Annotated in this window: 22 protein-coding genes; 9 read left to right on the forward strand and 13 right to left on the reverse strand. The window is 68.1% G+C overall.

The annotated features are described in order from the left end of the window. Positions 1–200 precede the first annotated feature (200 nt). Both RMCB_RS30210 and RMCB_RS30215 read right to left on the reverse strand, forming a co-directional pair. Entirely contained in the window at positions 201–1,451 is a 1,251-nt protein-coding gene (locus RMCB_RS30210) for an HRDC domain-containing protein (protein ID WP_062831697.1), read from the reverse strand. Position 1,452: 1 nt separating this feature from the next. Continuing rightward, positions 1,453–2,034, reverse strand: coding sequence for a DUF3000 domain-containing protein (locus RMCB_RS30215; RefSeq protein ID WP_029374046.1), 582 nt, complete (start codon positions 2,032–2,034; stop codon positions 1,453–1,455). A gap of 111 nt (positions 2,035–2,145) precedes the next feature. On the opposite strand from RMCB_RS30215, the gene hemE reads away from it, so the two are divergent. The 5 genes from hemE to RMCB_RS30240 all read left to right on the forward strand — a co-directional run bounded on the left by hemE (position 2,146) and on the right by RMCB_RS30240 (position 7,407). Next, entirely contained in the window at positions 2,146–3,207 is a 1,062-nt protein-coding gene (gene hemE / locus RMCB_RS30220; RefSeq protein WP_062831698.1) for a uroporphyrinogen decarboxylase, read from the forward strand. Next, positions 3,204–4,580: a protoporphyrinogen oxidase gene (locus RMCB_RS30225; protein WP_062831699.1), complete on the forward strand. Its 1,377-nt coding sequence runs from the start codon at positions 3,204–3,206 to the stop codon at positions 4,578–4,580. The genes hemE and RMCB_RS30225 overlap by 4 nt, the downstream gene beginning before the upstream one ends. A 4-nt stretch (positions 4,581–4,584) precedes the next feature. Beyond that, positions 4,585–5,280: a hydrogen peroxide-dependent heme synthase gene (gene hemQ, locus RMCB_RS30230; protein ID WP_029373178.1), complete on the forward strand. Its 696-nt coding sequence runs from the start codon at positions 4,585–4,587 to the stop codon at positions 5,278–5,280. Positions 5,281–5,337: 57 nt separating this feature from the next. After that, complete coding sequence (locus tag RMCB_RS30235) at positions 5,338–6,084, forward strand: class I SAM-dependent methyltransferase (RefSeq protein WP_062831700.1); 747 nt, start codon at positions 5,338–5,340, stop codon at positions 6,082–6,084. A 141-nt stretch (positions 6,085–6,225) separates the two neighbouring features. Further along, on the forward strand, positions 6,226–7,407 hold the full coding sequence (locus RMCB_RS30240; RefSeq protein ID WP_062831701.1) for an acyl-CoA dehydrogenase family protein: 1,182 nt from the start codon (positions 6,226–6,228) through the stop codon (positions 7,405–7,407). Positions 7,408–7,413: 6 nt separating this feature from the next. Here RMCB_RS30240 and RMCB_RS30245 read toward each other — a convergent pair whose 3' ends face one another. After that, a complete protein-coding gene (locus RMCB_RS30245) occupies positions 7,414–8,379 on the reverse strand; it encodes an alpha/beta hydrolase (RefSeq protein WP_062831702.1) in 966 nt (321 codons plus the stop codon). 95 nt (positions 8,380–8,474) lie between these two features. Between RMCB_RS30245 and RMCB_RS30250 the strand changes: the two genes are divergently transcribed. Then, the gene (locus tag RMCB_RS30250) at positions 8,475–9,092 is read left to right on the forward strand and encodes a TetR/AcrR family transcriptional regulator (RefSeq protein WP_234792294.1); all 618 of its coding nucleotides are present in this window, start codon (positions 8,475–8,477) and stop codon (positions 9,090–9,092) included. 6 nt (positions 9,093–9,098) lie between these two features. Here the strand turns inward: RMCB_RS30250 and RMCB_RS30255 are convergent, their stop codons facing one another. The 5 genes from RMCB_RS30255 to RMCB_RS30275 form a co-directional block, all read right to left on the reverse strand. Further along, positions 9,099–10,181 (reverse strand): VIT1/CCC1 transporter family protein, encoded by a 1,083-nt coding sequence (locus RMCB_RS30255; RefSeq protein WP_062831704.1) that lies wholly within the window; start codon positions 10,179–10,181, stop codon positions 9,099–9,101. A 15-nt stretch (positions 10,182–10,196) separates the two neighbouring features. Beyond that, positions 10,197–10,613: a peptide-methionine (R)-S-oxide reductase MsrB gene (gene msrB / locus RMCB_RS30260; RefSeq protein ID WP_029373182.1), complete on the reverse strand. Its 417-nt coding sequence runs from the start codon at positions 10,611–10,613 to the stop codon at positions 10,197–10,199. Positions 10,614–10,705: 92 nt separating this feature from the next. Further along, complete coding sequence (gene aftC / locus RMCB_RS30265; RefSeq protein WP_062831705.1) at positions 10,706–11,998, reverse strand: arabinofuranan 3-O-arabinosyltransferase; 1,293 nt, start codon at positions 11,996–11,998, stop codon at positions 10,706–10,708. 21 nt (positions 11,999–12,019) lie between these two features. Beyond that, complete coding sequence (locus RMCB_RS30270) at positions 12,020–13,591, reverse strand: alpha/beta fold hydrolase (RefSeq protein WP_062831706.1); 1,572 nt, start codon at positions 13,589–13,591, stop codon at positions 12,020–12,022. A gap of 25 nt (positions 13,592–13,616) precedes the next feature. Continuing rightward, the gene (locus RMCB_RS30275) at positions 13,617–14,390 is read right to left on the reverse strand and encodes a pyrimidine reductase family protein (RefSeq protein ID WP_062831707.1); all 774 of its coding nucleotides are present in this window, start codon (positions 14,388–14,390) and stop codon (positions 13,617–13,619) included. Between the two features lie 34 nt (positions 14,391–14,424). On the opposite strand from RMCB_RS30275, the gene zapE reads away from it, so the two are divergent. After that, positions 14,425–15,486, forward strand: a complete 1,062-nt coding sequence (gene zapE / locus RMCB_RS30280) for a cell division protein ZapE (RefSeq protein WP_029373186.1) — start codon at positions 14,425–14,427, stop codon at positions 15,484–15,486. Here zapE and RMCB_RS30285 read toward each other — a convergent pair. Genes RMCB_RS30285 through RMCB_RS30300 form a run of 4 tightly spaced genes read right to left on the reverse strand, consistent with a single transcriptional unit; the run spans position 15,462 to position 17,769 of the window. Beyond that, entirely contained in the window at positions 15,462–16,001 is a 540-nt protein-coding gene (locus RMCB_RS30285; RefSeq protein WP_062831887.1) for a GNAT family N-acetyltransferase, read from the reverse strand. The two genes, zapE and RMCB_RS30285, sit on opposite strands and share 25 nt — an antisense overlap. A gap of 5 nt (positions 16,002–16,006) precedes the next feature. After that, positions 16,007–16,534 (reverse strand): hypothetical protein, encoded by a 528-nt coding sequence (locus tag RMCB_RS30290; RefSeq protein ID WP_062831708.1) that lies wholly within the window; start codon positions 16,532–16,534, stop codon positions 16,007–16,009. Positions 16,535–16,581: 47 nt separating this feature from the next. Next, positions 16,582–17,007: a PPOX class F420-dependent oxidoreductase gene (locus RMCB_RS30295; protein WP_062831709.1), complete on the reverse strand. Its 426-nt coding sequence runs from the start codon at positions 17,005–17,007 to the stop codon at positions 16,582–16,584. Between the two features lie 24 nt (positions 17,008–17,031). Then, positions 17,032–17,769: a Clp protease N-terminal domain-containing protein gene (locus RMCB_RS30300; RefSeq protein WP_062831710.1), complete on the reverse strand. Its 738-nt coding sequence runs from the start codon at positions 17,767–17,769 to the stop codon at positions 17,032–17,034. Positions 17,770–17,930: 161 nt separating this feature from the next. Here RMCB_RS30300 and RMCB_RS30305 point away from each other — a divergent pair, with 161 nt between their 5' ends. Next, a complete protein-coding gene (locus tag RMCB_RS30305) occupies positions 17,931–19,274 on the forward strand; it encodes a sensor histidine kinase (RefSeq protein WP_062831888.1) in 1,344 nt (447 codons plus the stop codon). Positions 19,275–19,281: 7 nt separating this feature from the next. On the opposite strand, the gene RMCB_RS30310 is transcribed toward RMCB_RS30305, so the two are convergent. Beyond that, positions 19,282–19,947, reverse strand: coding sequence for a FadR/GntR family transcriptional regulator (locus RMCB_RS30310; RefSeq protein WP_029373192.1), 666 nt, complete (start codon positions 19,945–19,947; stop codon positions 19,282–19,284). 47 nt (positions 19,948–19,994) lie between these two features. Here RMCB_RS30310 and RMCB_RS30315 point away from each other — a divergent pair, with 47 nt between their 5' ends. Continuing rightward, on the forward strand, positions 19,995–21,248 hold the full coding sequence (locus RMCB_RS30315; RefSeq protein ID WP_062831711.1) for a CynX/NimT family MFS transporter: 1,254 nt from the start codon (positions 19,995–19,997) through the stop codon (positions 21,246–21,248). The last annotated feature ends 43 nt before the right edge of the window (positions 21,249–21,291 follow it).

The raw sequence follows: 21,291 nt of genomic DNA on the forward strand, positions 1-21,291 counted from the left end.
GGCTACACCAAAGCCGACCTCAAACGCATCCAAGACAAACTCAACACCAGACCCCGACCCACCCTCGACTACAACACCCCAGCCCAACGCTTAGCCGCCCTGCTCAACCAAGCTGCATAGAACCGCGTTGCATTAACTACTTGACTTTGAGCGCACATTTCGCGCAGACGATTCACACTCGCGAAGGTCGTTGCGCTGAATCAGGTTTCGGTGGACAGCGCGGCCGTCAGGATCGGCACCGTCAGCTCGCGCTGCCAGGGCCGGACCTGCGCCTCGACCAGGAACTCCTCGACCGCCGTCGCGACGTCGGACACCGGTTGCCAGTCCCAGCACAACCGTCGCACCACCTCGGGGGTGATGAGGTTTTCGGCAGGCACCGACACCCGCGCGGACAGTTCCGCCAGACCGGCTCGGGCGGCCTCCAGCCGGGCTGCGGCCTCGGGCTTGCGCCTGCTCCAGCGCGCCGCCGGTGGCGGGCCGTTCTGCGGTTCTGTCGCCGACGGCGGGTCGGGGTTCTGCCGGGCGCGCTCCAGGGCGTCGAGCCAGACCTGCGCCGTCCGGCGTTGCTTGGATCCGCCGAAGATGGGCAGCGCGATCAGTTCGTCGACGGTCTTCGGGTCGGCGGTCGCAGCGCTGATGATCGCGGAGTCGGGCAGGATGCGGCCCGGCGCGATGTCGCGGCTGCGGGCGATGTTGTCGCGGGTGGTCCACAGCTCGCGCACGGCGGCCAGCGCGCGGGGATTGCGTACTTTGTGGATGCCTGAGGTGCGCCGCCACCGGTCGCGCCGGGTGGGCTGGGCGACGTAGGTCCGCAGATATTCGAATTCCTGTGCGGCCCAGTCGGTTTTGCCCTGTTCTTCGAGGACGTCGGCGATCGCGTCGCGCAGCTCCAACAGCACCTCGACGTCGAGTGCGGCGTAGTTCAGCCAGTCGCCGGGCAGCGGCCGCTTGGACCAGTCCGCCGCGCCGTGGCCCTTCATCAACTGCAGGCCGAGAAGCCGCTGCACCATGGCGGCCAGATTGACCCGCTCGAACCCGGCGAGCCGGCCGGCCAGCTCGGTGTCGTAGAGCCGGGCCGGGCGCAAGCCGATCTCGGCCAGGCACGGCAGGTCCTGGTCGGCGGCGTGCAACACCCACTCGTCGGCTTCCAGCGTGTGCGCCACGGGAGCCAGCGCATCGATCGGCGAACCCCCGTGGTTCACCGGATCGATCAGTACGGTGCCTGCCCCGGCGCGGCGGATCTGCACCAGATACGCCCGATTGGAGTAGCGGAACCCCGAGGCCCGTTCGGCGTCGATGGCGAAGCTGCCCGTGCCGCGGGCGAGAAACGTTGCCGCCGAAGCTATCTCCTGGGCGCTGACACACAGCTCAGGCACGCCCTCGGCCGGCGCGAGTAGAGGTGTGGCCTCCGGCTCGGCCGTCTCGGTATGGTCTGATTCCCCGTCTGTCATCTCACGCGCGCGTGCGGGAACTCAGGTCCGTGACACCGGCGGGGGGCAGCCCCGCCGCGTGCTCGAGGACTTCACAGAACGCCTCCACGTGCGGCCCCAGCTCCAAGTTGGTGGCCGTCCACGAGGCCCGCAGCTCCAGCTGATGGGCCCGCGGGGGACCGGAGATGTCGCCGTACCGCACCGAGGTGGTAGCGGTGACGGTGCCGCCGAGCGCCGTGACGTGTTCGGCTCGCGTATCCAACGCATCGACGAGCCAGCTCCACGCGACTTCGGGCAGCAGCGGGTCGACGGCTTCGCTGGAGTCCAGATCGGCCTGGATGTAGGCCACCAGCCGCATCGTGCCGTCCCAGGCCTCTGCGCCCTCGGGGTCGTGCAGCAGGATCAGCCGACCGAAGGCGTCACCTTCGGATCGCTCCGGGACGATCGCGGTCTCGGGATGCTTGACCTCGGCGCCCAGCGCATAGCTGTAGGGCGCCAGCCGCTGTGGCGGGCGGATCGGGCCCAGCTCGATTTCCGGGCGTACGGTGGTGGCATTCATCGCCGCCACCGCCGTCCGAAACTGTGCCGGTTCGGCAGACGTCACATCTTTTGACGCTAGCCCATCAGGCCAGGACAGTGGGCAGGCGCGCCGTATTGATGCCCGCGCGGCGGTGCGGGGAGTCCGGTGTGCCGCTCCGTGGCACCATAGGACCCGATGAATACCCGCCGTGAGCTGCCCGAGTCGCCCTACCTGGCCGCCGTCAGCGGCCGCGCCCCGCACCGTGTGCCGGTGTGGTTCATGCGGCAGGCCGGCCGGTCCCTGCCCGAGTATCGCGCGCTGCGGGCCCAGCACCGCATGCTGGAGGCCTGCTTCGACCCCGAACTGGTCTGCGAGATCACCCTTCAACCCGTCCGGCGCCACGGGGTCGACGCCGCAATCTTGTTCTCCGACATCGTGGTGCCGCTCAAGGCGTCGGGCGTCGGTCTGGACATCGTGCCCGATGTCGGGCCCGTCATCGAGCATCCGATTCGCACGATCGCTGATGTGCAAGAGCTGAAACCGCTTGAACCGCAGCAGGTCTCGCCGGTCACCGAAGCGGTGTCCCTGCTGGTGTCCGCGTTGGGTGAGGTGCCCCTGATCGGGTTCGCAGGTGCCCCGTTCACGCTGGCCTCCTACCTGGTGGAAGGCGGGCCAAGCCGCCATCACGATCGCACCAAGGCCATGATGCTCGGCGAGCCCGAAACCTGGCACGCCCTGATGACGGCGCTGACCGATCTGACCATCGCGTTCCTGCAGGCCCAGGTGGACGCCGGTGTGGACGCGCTGCAGGTGTTCGATTCCTGGGCCGGGACCCTGTCGCTCGCCGACTACCGCAGCTACGTGCTGCCCCACAGCGCCCGGGTGTTCACCACCATGGCCGCCGCGGGCGTGCCGATGACCCATTTCGGGGTCGGTACCGCCGAACTGCTCGGCGCCATGTCCGAGGCGGTGGAGCCGGCCGCGGCATCCGTGGTGGGCGTGGACTGGCGCACATCGCTGGTCGATGCGGCCGCGCGGGTGAGGCCGGGCACCGCGTTGCAGGGCAACCTCGATCCGGTGGTGCTGCTGGCCGGCTGGCCGGTGGCCGAGGCCGAGGTACGCCGGGTGGTCGAGGAGGGCCGTCAGGCGGTCGCCGCCGGCGCCGCCGGACATGTCTTCAATCTGGGGCACGGGGTGTTGCCTGCGACCGATCCCGGAATCATCACCCAGGCAGTGGAGCTGGTCCACACACTGTGAGGCCCGCGTATTGCATTGTCGGCGGCGGCATTTCGGGCCTGGTCGCGGCGTACCGGCTCCGGATGGCCGCCGGCCCCGACGCGGACATCACCCTGCTGGACCCGGCCGACCGGCTGGGCGGAGTGTTGCGGACCGAACGCGTCGGCGGGCAGCCGCTGGACGTCGGCGCGGAGGCGTTCGTGGTGCGCAGGCCCGAGATGCCGGCACTGCTGGCCGAGCTGGGGCTCAACCGGCGCCAGATCGCCACCACCGGGGTACGTCCGTTGATCTACAGCGGCGGACGCCTGCACCCGATGCCGACGGGCACCCTTCAGGGCATACCCGCTGAGGCGTCGTCGCTGCTCGGACTGGTCGACGACGCAACCGTCGCCCGCATCCTCGACGAGCGGGCCCGCCCGTTCAGCTGGCGCCCCGGCGCCGACCCCACAGTCGCCGAGCTCGTCGGGGACCGGTTCGGAGCACAGGTGGTGACCCGCTCGGTCGACCCGCTGCTGGCCGGCGTGTACGCCGGGTCGGCGGCGACCATCGGGTTGCGTTCGGCTGTCCCGCCGCTGGCCGCTGCGCTCGACCGGGGCGCCCGCAGCCTGACCGATGCCGTGCGGGCGGCATTGCCACCACCGGCGGGCGACTCGGTGTTCGGCGCGCTGGACGGCGGCTACCGCGTGCTGCTCGACGAGCTGCACCGCCGATCCGCGGCCCGGTGGGTCCAGGTGGGCGCCGAGCGGGTCGACCGAGGCACACGGGGCTGGGAGGTGCTCGACGACGAGGGCACCCGCTGGCACGCCGACGCGGTCGTGCTGGCCGTTCCGGCGCCGCGGCTGCCGAAGCTGATCGAACACATCGCGCCGCGAACCGCGGCGGCCGCCCGCCGCATCCGCGTCGCCTCGGCGGCGGTCGTGGCACTCGCGCTGCCGGGCGGGACACCGCTGCCGCAGCAATCCGGGGTGCTCGTGGCAGGCGCAGATCCGCACGACGAGCGTCGGAACCTGCTCAACGCAAAGGCCGTCACCTTGTCGTCCCGCAAATGGGGGCGGCGCGGCAATGTCGAATTGGTGCGGTTGTCGTTCGGCCGGTACGGCGACACCCTGGCCCGCGACACCGGCGACGAGGACCTGCTCGCGTGGGCGGCGCGCGACCTGAACACCCTGTTCGGCGTGACGGTCGATCCGGTCGACAGTCACGTGCAGCGATGGATCGACGCGATGCCGCAGTACGGCCCGGGGCACGCCGATCTGGTGGCTGAACTGCGCGCCGGTCTGCCCCCGACCCTGGCCGTGGCCGGCGGCTATCTCGACGGCATCGGGGTGCCGGCGTGTGTGGCCGCGGCCACCCGTGCTGCCGACACCCTGCTCAAACCGGGCGTGGCACGATAGGCCTATGGCCAAGCTCGATTTCGACGTTCTGAACTCCACCCTGCGCTACCTGATGTTCTCGGTGTTCTCGGTGAACCCCGGCGAACTGGGGGAGGACCGCGCCGAAATCATCGACGAGGCCGCGACCTTCTTCAAGGCTCAAGAGGACCGCGGTGTCGTGGTGCGCGGGCTCTACGATGTCGCCGGGTTGCGCGCCGACGCCGACTTCATGATCTGGACGCACGCCGAGAAGATCGAGGCGCTGCAGGCCACCTACTCCGACTTCCGCCGCACCACGGCACTGGGCCGGGCCAGTGACCCGGTGTGGAGCAGCGCGGCGCTGCACCGGCCGGCCGAGTTCAACAAGAGCCACGTCCCGGCATTCATCGCGGGCGAGGACCCCGGCGCCTACATCTGCGTCTACCCGTTCGTGCGCTCCTACGAGTGGTACCTGCTGCCCGACGAGGAGCGGCGCCGGATGCTCTCCGAACACGGCATGGCCGCCCGCGGGTACAAGGACGTGCGCGCCAACACCGTTCCGGCGTTCGCCTTGGGCGACTACGAGTGGATCCTGGCGTTCGAGGCACCCGAGTTGGACCGCATCGTGGACTTGATGCGGGACCTGCGGGCCACCGACGCGAGGCGCCACACCCGTGAGGAGACCCCGTTCTTCACCGGGCCGCGGGTCGCCGTCGAGGAACTCGTCGCCAAGCTGCCGTAGTCCCCGGCGCGCCTCGGTTGACGTGGGCGTTTCGGTAGCAGGCCTACCCTCGCGGATATGACTGCTCCAGAAGACACCACGCGCCATTTCGAAGAGATGTACCGCGACGAGCGGACATCGCACGGTCTGCCTGCCGCCACCCCGTGGGACATCGGGGGCCCCCAACCGGTCGTCCAGCAACTCGTCGCGGTCGGCGCCGTCAAAGGGGAGGTACTCGACCCGGGCACCGGCCCCGGCCACCACGCCATCCACTACGCGTCGAAGGGCCTGTCGGCCACGGGCATCGACGCATCGCCCACGGCGATCGAGCGGGCCAAGGAGAACGCGGCGAAAGCCGGGGTGACGGTGGACTTCCAGGTGGCCGATGCCACCAAACTCGAAGGCCTGGAAGGGCGTTTCGACACCGTCGTCGACTCCGCGTTCTTCCATGTGTTCACCGGCGAGCAGGAACTGCAGAAGTCCTACGTGCGCGCGCTGCACCGGGCCACCAAACCCGGGGCGCGGTTGTTCATGTTCGAATTCGCCGATCACAACGTCAACGGCTTCCGGATGCCGCGGTACCTCACCGCCGACGATTTCCGTGCGGTGCTGCCGGACGCCGGCTGGGACATCACCTACCTCGGGCCCACCACCTATCAGGGCAACGTCAGCGTCGAGACGTTCGAGATGATGGCCGCTCGCAACCCCGACATGGCCGAGGGGATGCAACCGCTGCTGGAGCGCTTGCGGGTGATCGAGCCGTGGCTGATCGACGGCCGCGTGCACATGCCGTTCTGGGAGGTGCACGCCACCCGGATGGGCTGAGCGGCGCGGTGTGCACTGGCACACCGCGGCTGCACCGAGGTTGTCACCAGTGACAACGACATCCGACCGCTGACTCGGGACCATTGATCTGTCGGGCGACCCGATCGCCTCGTTCAGACCCAACACCCGAGGAAGACAGCCATGACCACACCTGCCATCGACACCGCCGACTTCTATGAACTCGAAGGGTTGTTGAGCCCGGACGAACGCGAATTCCTCTACCGGGTACGCGAATTCATGGCGTCGGAAGTCGCTCCCGTGGTCAACGAGCACTGGCAGCGCGGCACGTTCCCGTTCGAGGTCGTCCCCGGGTTTCGGCAGCTGGGTCTGGCCGGCCTGCCGTATCACGGGTTCGGATGCCGCGGTGCCTCATACCTGCTCGACGGCATGGTGGCGATGGAACTGGCCCGCACCGACCCGTCGATCGCGACCTTCTCCGGTGTGCACGGCGGCCTGGCGATGGGCTCGATCTACCTGTGCGGCAACGAAGAACAGAAGCAGCGGTACCTGCCCGAGATGGCGCGGCTGGACAAGATCGGCTCGTTCGGCCTCACCGAGCCGGAGGTCGGATCCGGCGCCTCCGGCGGGCTCACCACGACCGCGCGGCGCGAAGGCGACACATGGATTCTCAACGGTCAGAAGAAGTGGATCGGTAACGCGACCTTCGGCGATCTCACCATCATCTGGGCCAAGGATGTGGCTGACGGGCAGGTCAAGGGATTCATCGTCGCCAACGACACACCCGGCTTCTCCACCACGAAACTGGAAGACAAGATCGCGCTGCGGATCGTGCAGAACGCGCTCATCACACTCGACGACGTGCGGGTCGACGAGGCCGACCGACTGCAGAACGCCAACTCCTTCCGTGACACCGCCGAGGTGCTGCGGATGACCCGGGCCGGGGTGGCGTGGATGGCCGTCGGGTGTGCGCGGGGCGCCTACGACAACGCGCTGAAATATGCGGTCGAGCGTGAGCAGTTCGGCAGGCCCATCGGGGCATTCCAGTTGGTGCAAGACCTGTTGGTGCGCATGCTGGGCAACATCACGTCGTCGTGGGCGCTGTGCGCGCAGCTGTCTCAACTGCAGGACCAGGGACGTGCCGAGGACCGGCACTCCTCGCTGGCCAAGGCGTGGAGCACGGTGCGGATGCGCGAAACCGTCGGTTACGCACGGGAACTGATGGGCGGCAATGGAATCCTGTTGGAGCACAACGTCGGCCGGTTCGTGGCCGACGCCGAGGCGATCTACTCCTACGAGGGCACCCGCGAGATGAACACGCTGATCGTCGGACGGGCGATCACCGGTCTCAGCGCCTTCGTGTGACGTCGCTCATCGGGTGTTCGCGGTGACGAATTCCGCGATGGCGTCCTGCATCTGGGTCAAGCCGGGCTCTTCGACCGGATAGTGGCCGGCGTTGGTCATCATCACCGTCTGCACCGGCACGCGGGTGATGCGCGACAGCACCGGCTGGCTCAGTTCCAGCGGGGTCCAGCGGTCCTCGGCGGGCTGGGTCAGCAGGACCGGGCATGCATCGAAGTCGGCCGGTTCGACAGCGGGGGTGTAGTTCAGGTAGCTGTCCAGGAAGCGGATGGGAACCCAGTTGCCGCCGGAGGTGCGGTCCTTGGTCATGATCTTGAGTGCCGTCGGGTCGTTGACCAAAGCCGACATCTTCGAGGCCAGGGTCATCGGGATGCGAATGCGGGCGGCGGGCGTGCGGGCCGCGATGTGCATCGCGGGCGTCCCGATGCGGGCGGTGAGTTTGTCGTGCGCGGTGTCGATGCGGACTGTCTGGTTGCGCTGATCCAAGAACGTCATGCCGACGATGCCGCGCAGCGTCCCTTTCGGAGCCTTGGCGGCGACATGGTAGGTGAGCATGCCGCCGGCGCTGAGGCCGTACAGCACGATCGGCCGGTCGTCACGGGACTGCTCGTAGGCCAGGAAGTCCACCACGAGGTCCACCCAGTCGTCGTAGGAGACGAGGGTGCCGGGGCGCACCTGGGTCAGCCCGTAGCCGAGGTTGTCGAGCGCGACGGTCTCGAAGCCGCGGGCCGCCAGCGGGGCGCCGACGATCAGGCTCATCTGCCGTCCATTGGTGCCTACGCCGTGATGCAGCACGATCTTGGCCGGCGCATCGGGATTGGCGTAGCGGTCGAGGTGCACCTGGTGGCCCCGCCACTGCCAGAACTCCTCGGTGGGGGCGCTCTGGTCGGTCAACCGGAGCCGCTCGGGCAGGGACTTCTGCAGGTCACGCCAGGCCTGCTGGTCGCGGTAGTACCTGGTCGCCGGTGTGCGCATCTGGCTGTCTCCTGGTGAGATGGGATCTCACATCGATGGGATGAAATCTAATAGTGGAGTCTACTCCAAGTATGGAGCGTAGTAAAGTTTTGTGGGTGAGTGAGGCCAACGTCACCCGGACCGCCCGTCGAGCGGCAGCCAACCGGGAGGCGATCATCGACGCCGCCGAACAGCTGCTGGTCGAAGGCGGTCTACCGGCAGTCACCGTCGACGCCGTGGCCGAGCGTGCCGACGTCGCCATCCAGACGGTCTACAACCGCGTGGGACGCAGACCCGACGTCCTGGTCGCCATCGCCGAACGGGCTGTCGAGGACAACCGCCGATACATGGACACCGCGTTCGCGGTCGACGGGACCCCCACCGAGCGGCTCGTCGCGGCCGCACGCGCGTATCTGGACTTCGCGTGCGAGCGCCCGCACCAGTTTCAGGTCCTCGCGAATCCGCCCGACGAACCGGCGGCATTGGAGCGCGTCGCCCAGAAGATCGACGAACAGATGGACAAGCTCGCCGAGGTGCTGGCCGCCGGCGTCGATGACGGCAGCTTCATCCCGACGCTTCAGCCGGCGACGGCGGCGGTCGCCCTGTGGTCGATGATGGACGGCGTGTTGTCGTTGGGTTGGCGTCCCGACCGCAAAGCCGTTGATGCCCAACAGCTTCGTGCGATCGCAGAGTTCGCGATGACCACGGCGCTCAATGGCATCCTGAGGCGCTGACCGCCGCTAGCCTGCCGCCGTCCCGAACAACAGGCCCAGCAGATAGGTCACGGTGGCGGCGCCGTAGCCGATCAGCAACTGGCGCATCGCGCGGCGCAGCGGCGGCCCGCCGGAGAGCAGGCCGACGATCATTCCCGTGCTCAGCAGGGCCAGTCCCACCAGGACCGCCGAGACCACCACGGCGGTGATGCCGCTGAGGCCGAAGAGGTACGGCAGCACGGGGATCAGCGCCCCGGACGCGAAGAACATGAAGCTGGACACCGCTGCCCGCAGTCCCGTTCCGACGGCTTCGTGCTTCTCGGTGGACACCTCACCCAGCGGCGAGTCACCCAGGGCGCCGGATCGCAGGCTCGCGAAGACCGCGGCGGACTGCTCGGCGGCCTCCTCCTCGCTCATGCCGCGCGCCCGGTACACCAGGGCAAGCTCGTTCGCGTCGACGTCGAGCGCCTTCACCGCGGTACCGGCCGTGGCGCTGGGCGTCGACGCCTCCAGGAGTTCGAGCTGTGAGTTGACCGACACGTATTCACCGGCGCCCATCGACAACGCTCCGGCGATCAAGCCGGCCAGGCCGGTCGCCAGGATCGTGTGGTTGGACACCCCGGTGGCGCTGATGCCCAGCACCAGCGCGAGGTTGCTGACCAGCCCGTCATTGGCCCCGAACACCGCGGCGCGGAAACTGCCCGACAGCTGGTCGCGGCCCCGGCTGGCGAGCGCACGGACGACCTCCATGTGGATTCGCTCATCGGCGGCCATCGTCGGCGTGGCGTCGACGTCGGTCTCGTATGCCGAACGGGCCTCGGCGCGTTGGGCCAGGGCCAGCGTGAACACCGAGCCCAGGTGACGGGCCAGGAACCCGAGCACCCGGGTGCGGAGGTCGGGCCGGTGAGGTCTGCCCACCTGGTCGCCGAGCAGCGTCAACCAGTGGTTCTCGTGCCTGCCTTCCGCGGCGGCCAGCTGCAGCAGGATCTCGCGTTCGGCGCCGTCGCGGCGCTGCGCCAGATCCCGGTAGACAGCTGCTTCGGCGCGTTCATTGGCCAGATGTTGTCGCCATCGGCGCAGTTGCGATGCGGTGGGCTGCGAAACCACCATTCCCGCGGGTGTCCCTCAGCTCTCGGCCGGGACCAGGCGCAGTGATATGGAGTTGATGCAGTACCGCTGGTCGGTCGGGGTGGGATAGCCCTCACCCTCGAAGACGTGCCCGAGATGACTGTGGCAGTTGGCGCACAGCACCTCGACGCGGCGCATACCCAGGGAATTGTCCGAGCGCAGGATCACCGCGTCCGAATTGGCCGGGTCGAAGAAAGACGGCCAACCGCAATGCGATTCGAACTTCTCGGTGCTGCGGAACAGCTCGGCGCCGCACGCCCGGCACTCGTAGACACCGGCGGTCTTGGTGTCGGTGTACTCCCCGGTGAAGGGTCGTTCGGTGCCGGCCCGGCGGAGCACCGCGAACTCTTCCGGAGTGAGCTTCTCGCGCCACTGGTCGTCGGTCAGTTCCACCTTGGGACCCGGGTTCGTCATATCCCCAAATTACGTGGTGTCCGCCGACACGCGCCAGATGTGGCAGACCCCATGAACTGCACAGGTTCCGGGGCAGGCTTTTGCGGTTCAGCTCACGCTGAGACGGCTTCGCGCGGTCGGCTGAGCCATACCGGGTCGATGCCTTCGTCGAGCCGGTCGTCGGCCTTGGCGTCGAGGTAGCGGAAGTACAGCACGCAGAACACCACGATCAGGACCAGCGACCAGCCGTAGGTGATCTTCATGTACTCCAGGAAGCGGCCGGTCGTCGGCCAGCGCCACATCAACCAGCGATCCATCGTCATGAAGCCGTAGACCCCGAGCCACGCAGGCCAGTTGCGCAGAACCGAGTTCGGCAGCACCACCGTCATCAGGAACGGGAACAACGTCATCGAGTAGTAGCCCTGGGCCAGTGACAGCACGAGCCACGAGGTGATCAGCAACACACCCGAGGAGGTCAGCATCCAGAACAGTTGGTCGCGCTCGCGGTAGTAGCGGTACAGCAGCCACAGGCTCACCGCGGCGAGCACCACGAACGTGGCGCGCAGTACGACGATCAGCCACATCGGCAGGCCGTAGTAGATGCCGTTGCCCAGGATGGCGGAGTTGAAGTAGTCGCGGGTCTGCATGATGTAGGGCAGCGTGTTGTGCACGAAGCCCATCGGATCCGCCGACAGGGGCCAGGCCACCGCGTTGAACACGATCGGCACCGCGAACGCCGTCACCAGTGCGCGCCACTGCCGGTTCAGCAGCGGCAGCAACAGCAGGACGCCGAGCAGGGGTTTGACCACGAGCGTCATGCCGATGGCTGCGCCGGCCAGCCACTGATGGCTCTGCTTGCCGTCCAGCAGCCAGCGGAAGAACAGCACCTCGGCCAGCAGGATGCAGCCGTTGATGTTGGTGAAAACAAGTGTGTTGGTGACTGATTCAGTGCAGAACATGGCCAGCAGCAGGGCGGGCAGCGCCACCGAGGTCAGGGAGAACTTGAACAGTCGTACCAAAAGGCAGGCCGCGATGATGACCGCTACCGCGTTGAATGCAACGAACCAGAACCGCGACGCGAACTCCGGCAGGAATCCGAACGGTGAGAGCAGCAGCGTGCCGCCCGGCGGATACAGATAGTGCGGATCGACGAAATTGAAGTGCTCGTTGTAGATGGCCCAATGTCGCCGAAAATTGGACACCGCGCGGTACACCGGGCCGAAGTCGTCGGTGATGTAGCCGTTGGTGGACAACACATAGCTGCGGTGGATGATCGACATGATCGCCAGCGGCCACAGGACCGAGCGCAGCACCGTCGCGGCGCTGGGCGGGGAGGTGCGGGGACGGAATGCCCCCAGAAGGCCGTTACGGATGGAATCTACTGCCGTCACCAGCGAACCGTACACCGGCGGCCGGACGCCGAGCTGTCAGGCAGGACAGAACGTGTCGGTATCCGGCACCTTGCCGGTGTCGAGATACCGCGTGATCGGTTGCAGCGCACAGGGTGTGTAGATGCTGGCGCCGTGACCGATGCCCTGCCACATGACCCGCCGATTGGTGGCACCGGCGTTGATGATGCTGGCTGCCACGGCGGAGACGCCCTCGTTGCCGACGATGGGATCGTTCTGCACTCCGAGGATCAGCACCGGGATCTTGAGATCTTTGGGATCGGCGGGCGCCGAACTACTGGGCCAGTTCAGGCATTTCACCAAATCGAGGGCGCCGACGGTACCGAATTGCGGGTACAGCTTGCCCCACTGCACGACGAGTTCGCGCACCCGGTCGGGCGTCGGCCGGTTGAGGGCGTCGCCGCAGGTGTTGATGAATTGCCCGTCGGTCTGCCGAAGCGACTGGGCCTGGGTGATCAGGTTGTTGAGCAGGTTCGGGTCGCCGGACCGGGCGGCGGCCAGCGCAGTGGCCAGATCGTTGGTCGAGCTGACCCGGTCACCGTGCGGGAAACCGAGGGCGGTGGTGATGGCGTCGGCCACGGCTGCCACCGAGGCGCCGCCGGGGCCGCGGCCCGCGCGGGCATCGGCCAGCAACGCGTCGACGGCACCCTTCGGATCCGGTCCGAGCGGGCAGTTGGTGGCGACGCACTGCGCGGCGAACGCGTCGAGCGCCGCCTGCTGGCCCTTGACCCGCTGTTCGGCTGCGGCCTCCGCGCCGACCGCCAACGGCAGCGGTGAGTCGAGGATCAGGCGCGACACCTTGTTCGGGTGGGAGCCGGCGTAGGCGAGGGCGACCTGAGCGCCGTTGCCGATGCCGAGCAGTGCCAGGGTGGGGACATCCCAGGTGCTGCGAAGCCGTTCGAGGTCCTCCGCGGCGTGGGCGTTGTTGTACGCCGAGTCGCCAGGGGCGATGGTGTCGGTGCAGTTGGTGGTTGCCGTCTGGGTCACCGCACCCAGATTGGCGACCGGGTCGTTGCCGGACTGGAACTGCGCCTGGTCCTGCATTTCCTGACGGTCATAGACGTCGCGGCAGTCCACGGCCTCGGACATGCCCATTCCGCGGCGGTCGACGGCGACGATCGGATGGGCGGCCAACGCGTCGGCTCCCGACCGGGACAACCACGCCGGCAGCTGGACCGACGTGGGAATATCGGAGCCCGTGGTCATCACCACGGGGCCTGCGTTGGGCGGCGTCTGAGGTGAGCTCGCCCGCACCACACCGATGTTCAGCGATCCGCTGGCACCCTCGATCGGATCGAGGTCGGCGTCGTAGGTTGCGCACTCCAGCTTGATCCCGGGGACCGGCTGGATCGCGGCATTGCTGAACAGCCGCGCCGTGCAGTCGCGCCATTGCAGCGGATCGTTCTTCGGAGCCTCGATGGGCGGCGGCCCGGCAGGCGGCGGCGCGCTGGTCTCGGGTTGTCCCTGAGGGTGGGCGCCGGTGCCGGTGGCGTACTTCGGGTCCGCGGCAAGGATGGGGGCGCACCCGGCGAGCAGTGCCGACACGGCGACGGTCGACACACTCAGGGCCCTCACCAGCTGATGACGCATGGGCACCACAGTAGCGATAGCTCGGTCACCGGCCGCGGACGTAACGCGTGTACAGGAAACCCTCGGTGTCGGTGAGCAGGTGTGCCGGACGCATCTGGGCATGCACCTGGCCGGGGCCGGTGGCGATGCGGCGCGCGACTCCGCCGATGAGCAGCGGGGCCACCGTCAGACACAGTTCGTCGAGCAGATGGTTCTCGATCAGCGTGCTCAGCAGCTGCGGGCCGCCCTCGGTCAGCACCCGGAACAGGTTGCGTTCGGCGAGGATCCTCAGCGCCGTGACGGGGTCGACCCGCCCGGGATCGGCCCCCGATGCGTCGATCACCTCTGCCACCGCGCCGAGCCGGTGCTGCGCGTCGGCGACGGTGTTGCTGCACGTGAGAATCAGCGGAGCGACGTCGGTGCGGGTGAAGAACTTGGAGTCGTGATCCAGGTTGGCCGATGCGGTGATGACAGCGATCGGGGGTACCTCGGCCTGGCCGCGCTCCTGGCGGGCCTCGCGCTGCGCCGCCGACAGCTGGACGCCCGAGTAGTTCTCGATGCGCACGGTGGCCGCGCCCATCAGGATCACATCGGCCGCTTCGCGCATGATGTGGAACAGTGCGCGGTCACCCGGCCCGCCCAGCCCGCCCGACTTTCCGTCCGACGTGGCGCCCCCGTCCAGGCTGGCGATCATGTTGGCGCGCACCCAGCACCGCTGCAGATCATCGGGGTAGGCGTAGAGCTCGCGGACCCGGGGATCGTCGACGGTATCGAGCGGCCCGAGCACTGTGAGCTGTGTCCCAGCGATGTCATCGGACATAAGCAGAATTTGAGCACGTCGTTACGCTGCCTGCATGCACGGGTCCAGCGACGTCGCTCATCTTGCCGATCGGCACCCCACCGTCACGCCCGAGCGGTTGGTGGCGCAGTTGATTCCACCGCCGACGTTCGCCGACGTCAGCTTCGAGACCTACCGGCCAGACCCGGCCGAACCGTCGCAGGCGGCGGCGGTGCAGTCGTGCCGGCAGTTCTGCGAGCAGGCCGCGGTGCGGCGGGCCGGAAAGAAGAAGCTGTTCGGCAAGCGTGAGGTGCTGCCCGGTGTGGGGCTCTACCTCGACGGCGGGTTCGGTGTCGGCAAGACCCACCTGCTGGCGTCGACGTACTACTCGCTGTCCGCGCTGGGGCAGGCACCCACCGCGTTCGCGACGTTCGGTGAACTGACCCAGCTGGCGGGCGTGTTCGGCTACAACGAGTGCATCGACCTGCTGGCCGGCTACGTGGTGGTCTGCATCGACGAGTTCGAACTCGACGATCCGGGCAACACGACGCTGATCTCGCGGCTGCTCTCGGCGCTGGTCGAGCGTGGCGTATCGATCGCGGCGACCTCCAACACGTTGCCCGAGCAGCTCGGCGAGGGTCGCTTCGCCGCGCAGGACTTCCTGCGGGAGATCAACACGTTGGCGCAGATCTTCACGACCGTGCGCATCGAGGGACCCGACTACCGGCACCGCGATCTGCCGCCGGCCCCCGAACCGCTGACCGACGCTCAGGTGGCCGACCGCGCGGAGGCCAAACCCGGCGCCACGCTCGACGGTTTCGACGCCTTGTGCGCACACCTGGCCACCATGCATCCGTCGCGTTATCAGGCCCTGATCGAAGGCGTATCCGAGGTGTTCATCACCGGCGTGCACCCGATCGACGATCAGAGCGTGGCGCTGCGCTTGGTGGCGCTGACCGACCGGCTCTACGACGCGGGCATCCCGGTGCTGGCCTCGGGCACCAAGCTGGACACGATCTTCAGCGCCGAGATGCTCGCCGGCGGGTTCCGGAAGAAGTATCTGCGGGCCACCTCGCGCCTTCTCGCCCTGACCGCCGCGGCCCAGCAGGCCGATCAGACCGGCCGCACCATCACGTAGTCGTTCTCGACACCTGCGCCGAGCCGAAAGGTCTTGGTGCCGTTCACGGCAAAGCCGTGTTTGCGGTAAAAGCGTTGGGCGCGTTCGTTTTTCTGGTTGACGCCCAGCCACACCGAGCGGAAGCCCTGCGTTGTGGCCAGCTGCAGCGCCTCTGCCATCAACGCGGCGGCCGCACCCGCGCCGTGCCGCTCGGGCAGCACATAGATCTTGGACAGCTCGATGGCCGGCCGTAGTTCGACGGCGCGCTGCACATCGTCGTCGTCGGGAACACCGCGAATCAGCATGGCGTACCCGGCGATTGCCTCTCCATCCCTGGCGACGAGCACGATCCGCTCCGGGTCACCGAGGTAGTCACCGAACCGCTCTTCGGAGAGATTCTCGGCGATGAACGCCGCGATGTTCTCCGGGGTCGACGACGGGGGACAGGCCAGCGGGAATGTCGCGGCAGCGACTGCCGCCAGCTCGGGCAGGTCGGCGCGGCGGGCCTGCTGGACGACGACCGCGCCCCTGCTCATCGCGGTCACGGCAGCGGTGCGCCCGGCTGCCAGAGGTTCCACTGCGCCAGATGCTTGCCGGTCTGCGGATTGATCAGCACGACGTTGGTGACCAAGGCGCGGTAGACGTCCCAGTACACGTCGCCGTTGACGGTGGCTCCGGGCGGAGCGTTGCGCAACACGTTCTCCAGGGCGTCGGGCGCGTCGGTGTGCTTGGACACGTAGGCGTCCGCATACGGCGTGACGCCGTCGAAGGTGAACGCCAGCGCCATCGCGTACGGGTTGGGCGCCTGGATGGTCGTGATGGTCACCGGCGCCCGCCACGGGCTGCCTTGCGCGCGCCACCGTGGCGAACCATTCCAGCCCCAGCCGGGCGGGACATCGCTGGCGAGGACGTCGTGCACGGTGACGTCGGCGACGATGCCGTTGAAGTTGACGCGCAGCGTCTGGCCGATCTGGCCGATCGGGGTGTCCTCGGCGGCAGCGGCCGGTGCGATGGCGAACGCGGCGACAGTCGCAACGGCGGAGAACAGGAGCGCTAGCCAGCGAGACATGCCAGGCATGATCGCACAGACTGGAACGTGTTACAGCAGGTTGGCGGTCAGGACGCCCAGGGGCCCACGCCGCCGACCTTGTCGATACGGATGCGGGTCAGCCAGCCGGCCGGGGCGTCCGGAGGCGGAAATGCGGCGTCCGGGGCGGCCAGGACCTGCGCCAGGTCCTTGAGCAGCTCGGGCGCGCCGCCCTCGACGACGCGGGCGGTGCCGGTGATCGCGAGGTACGGGCGCATCACCTGACCGACATGTCCGGGGTCGATGATCGTCAGCGCGACCCGCGGATCACGTCGCACGTTGCGCACCTTCTTGTGCTCGGCGAGGTGCGCGGTCACCAGCTCGTCGCCGTCGGGCGTGGACTGCAGGGCCACCCACACCAGGGTGACCTGCGGGCTGCCGTCCGGATTGAGGGTGACCAGGGTGGCATCGGCGCCGGATCCGATGAGTTCACGTGCGGCATCGTTGAGCTTCACGCCCAGTGCTACGGCTGGGCGGTCTCATTCATTCCCGTTCTTTCTGATGAACGGCTCCAGCGCGGCGGCCAGATCGGTTTCCAACCGCTGTGGGTCCACGCCCAGCCGGTGCAGCGCGCCGTCTTCGGGCTCCGCCTCGAACAACGCCAACAGGATGTGCTCGGTGCCGATGTAGTTGTGGCCCAAGCGAAGTGCCTGTCGGAAGGTCAGCTCGAGCGCTTTCTTGGCGGTTGAGTTGAACGGGATGAGGGCGGGCACCTCGGGAACCCTTGGCGGCAGGGTGACGATGTTGCGGACCGCGTCGGCGTCGACGCCCTGGCCGGCCAACAGTTTGGCGGCCAGTCCGTCGGGCTCGCTGAACAGTGCGAGCAGCAGATGGTCGGCGGTGATCTCGGCGTTGCCTGCCGCGTGGGCGGCGTTCTGGGAGGCGACGACGACGTTGCGGGCTCGCGGGGTGAACCGTCCGAACCCGGCATTGGGGTCCAGTGCGGCCGGATCGAAGTCCGGGACTTTGGGTACGAAGCGCTTCTGCGCGGCCTGCTTGGTGACGCCCATGCACTTGCCGATGTCGGTCCAGGACGCCCCTGAGCGGCGGGCTTGGTCGACGAAGTGGCCGATGAGGTGATCGGAGATCTCGCCGAGCGCGTCTGCGGCGATCACGGCGTCGGTGAGCTGTTCGAGGGGTTCGGAATGCGCCTGCTTGATGGCGTGAATGAGGTCGTCGAGGCGGACGGGGTTGGTGATCTTGAGGGACTCGCTCATAGCGTCAACTCTAGGTTGACGATCGCCGTGCGTCAACCGTGGGTTGACGCACGGCGCGGATCGATGGATGGGTGAAGCGAGCCGGTGATCGGGCAAGATAAGCGCCGATGAACTTCGAAGACCGCGTGATCCAGCTGCTCCGGCCGATCCTTCGGCCGGTGATGCGAGTGTTGTCGCTGCGCAGCATCGTGATCGTCGCGGCGCTTTCCGTGGTGATCCTGGTCCTCACCCTCGGCACCTGGGTGTGGCTCGGTGTGACCAACGATCAGTACAGCCAGCTGGACCGCCGGCTGGATTCGCTGAGCAGCCTGGGGGACCTGAGCACGCTGCTGAACAGTCCCCGGCAGGCCGGGGACGACACGTCCGCGCCCAACGGCGGAGGCTTGGTGCGCACCGCGCACATCGGTGGGGTCACCGTCTCGGTGCCCAGCAATATCGTGTTGCCGCAGTTGGAGAACGGCTACGCCAACACCACCATCGACGGGGTCGAGTACCGCGTCCGTACCTTCACAGCGGGCCCGGCGTCCATCGCCCTCGGCGCTCCGCTGGCCGAGACCCAGCGCCGCATCGACGAACTGCACCTGCGGGTGATCCTGATCTGTGCCGGCGTCATCGGAGGCACCGTCGTGGTCGGCTGGATGATCTCGCTGGTGATGATCACGCCGTTCCGGCTGCTCGCACAGCAGGCGCGTGCCATCAACGCCCAGTCGAAGCCCGACGAGGTGCAGGTCCGTGGCGTACGCGAGGCCGTCGAGATCGCCGAGGCCGTGGAGGGCATGCTCGATCGCATCGGCAACGAACAGCAACGCACCAAGGCCGCCCTCGAATCGGCCCGCGATTTCGCCGCCGTCGCATCGCATGAACTGCGCACCCCGCTGACCGCCATGCGGACCAACCTCGAAGTGCTCTACACCCTGGACATGACCCCTGAGCAGCGCCACGAGGTGATCGGCGACGTGATGCGCACGCAGAGCCGCATCGAGGCCACGCTCACCGCGCTGGAACGCTTGGCCCAAGGCGAGCTGACCACGGTCGAGGACTTCGTGCCCGTGGACGTCACCGAGTTGCTGGACCGCGCTGCGCATGACGCCCTGCGGGTCTATCCGGGCCTGCGCGCGACCCTGATGCCGTCACCGACGGTGTTGATCCAAGGCATGCCGGCCGGTCTGCGGCTGGTGATCGACAACGCCATCGCCAACGCCGTCAAGCATGGTGGTGCCACGGAAATCCGGCTCAGCGCAGTGCGTTCCGCCGACGACGTGCAGATCGTGGTCGACGACAACGGATCCGGTGTGCCGGAGGCCGAACGGACCGAGGTGTTCGGGCGCTTCGCACGGGGGACGACGGCGTCGCGCTCCGGCTCGGGGCTGGGCTTGGCGCTCGTTGCTCAGCAAGCTGAATTACACGGTGGCACAGCGTCTTTGGAGGCCAGTCCGATCGGCGGGGCGCGGTTGCTGTTGCGGTTGCCGATCATTCATTCGCCCGCCGACGATTCGCCCTTCTGACCGGCTCTCAGCAGTCCTGAGCCGGCACCTGTGCCAGCAGCTCGTCGAGGAAACCGCTGGCCTCGTCGCCTGCGCGGTCGACCTCACCCGCGGCGATGGCCTCGACCAGCCCGTCGTGCGGAATGGAGCGGGCGTGTGGGGTGCGACTCGTGGCGGCGACGCTGGCCAGGATCGCCTCGGTGAGCCCGCGGTAGAGCTCGATGAGCACGGTGTTGTGGGACGCGCGCACCACGGCGAGGTGGAATTCGGTATCCACATGCGCGAAGTCGTCGTCGGATGCGCTGTTGCGCCGGCCCAGCAGGGCGCGCAGTTCGACCATGTCGTGCTCGGTGCGGGCCGTGGCCGCCAGCCGCGCTCCTTCGACCTCAAGGCAGCGCCGGACCTGCAGTACCTCGCGTAGCTCGGATCCGCACAGCCTGCGTAGTGCGCCGGAAACTTCGCTGGTGGCGCGCACATAGGTGCCGTCACCCTGGCGGACCTCGAAGATGCCGTTGTGGGCGAGGGCGCGAATCGCCTCGCGGACGGTGTTGCGACCGACGCCCAACGCCTCCACGAGTTCGGGTTCGGTGGGGATCTTCGTGTTGACCGGCCATTCTCCGGAGCTGACGGAGGCGCGCAGCTGCTCGATCACCTGGTCGACCAGGCCGGTTCGCCGGGTTGTGACAAGCGGCACGTGAAAACCCTTTCATCCAATCATGGGATGTATGTCATCATAGCCGAGTGACTCAGAACGTACAGAGCAATCCGCCACATACCTATGAGCACGATCTCGAACTCGAACTCGACGGCGCGGTGGAGATCCGTCCTGCCGCGATGGCCGCAGGCGGGGCACTGCTGGTCGTCGCCGTGGTCCTCACGGCGCTGAACCTGCGGCCGGCGATCACCAGCGTCGGCCCGCTGCTGGGTGAGATGCGTGCGGCGCTGGGCGCCTCGGCCATCTGGGCCGGCGCCCTGACCACGCTGCCCGTGCTGTGCTTCGCCGCCGCCGGGATGGCCGCGCCGTGGCTGGCGCGCCGCGTCGGGCTCGGTAATGCGATCTCGTTGGCACTGGTCGTCCTCAGCGTCGGCCTTGTGGTGCGCGTGCTGGACGGCCAGTACGTCGTCATCGGCGGCACGCTGGTCGCCAGTGCCGGAATCGCCCTGGTCAACGTGCTCATCCCAGTCGTCATCAAAGGTTCCTTCCCGGCCCAGATCGGTCTGATGACCGGCGTCTACACCGCCGCCCTGCAGGGTGGCGGGGCGCTGGGCTCGGCCATCACCCCGCCGCTGGAACCGGTGCTCGGCGGGTGGCGCCCGGCCGTGGGTAGCTGGGTTCTGCTGGCGCTGCTCGCGCTGCTGCTCTGGGTGCCTGCCTCGCGTGCCATCCGTGGCGCCCGTGCCGCCGCCCCGGCCGGTCAGAACCGCGGCCGCTCGCTGCTACGCAGCCCGCTGGCCTGGACCGTGACCCTGTTCTTCGGTTGCCAGGCGTTCCTGGCCTACATCGTGATGGGCTGGCTGCCCGAGGTCTTCATCGACAACGGCGTCAGCAAGAGCGACGCCGGCCTGCTGCTGGGCCTGGTCTCGGTGCTGGCCGTGCCGATCAGCCTGATCATTCCGCCGCTGGCCGCGCGTCAGAAGAGTCAGAGCGGATGGATCGTCGGACTGGGGGTGCTCGGTTTCATCGGCATGGTCGGCCTGCTCGTCGATCCGGCGTTCTCGCCGCTGCTGTGGAGCGTCCTGGTCGGCATCGGGATGAGCGTGTTCTCGTTGGGGCTCACCGTGATTGCGCTGCGGGCCCGCAACGCCGAGGACACCGCCCGGTTGTCCGGGATGGTTCAGGGCCTGGGGTATCTCATCGCGTCGACAGGCCCCTTCCTGTTCGGGCTGCTGCACGAGATGACCGCCGGTTGGACGGTGCCGTGGATCATGGTGCTGGTGGTCTATTCGGTGCAGATGGTCGCCGGAGCGCAGGCCGGGCGTAATCGCTACGTCTGACGCGGCTGGCGACGGGTTCGGGTGGTCGTGTAGCCTGGCCGAC

It is taken from the genome of Mycolicibacterium brisbanense, assembly GCF_001570425.1.
GTDB classification, from domain to species: Bacteria; Actinomycetota; Actinomycetes; order Mycobacteriales; family Mycobacteriaceae; genus Mycobacterium; species Mycobacterium brisbanense.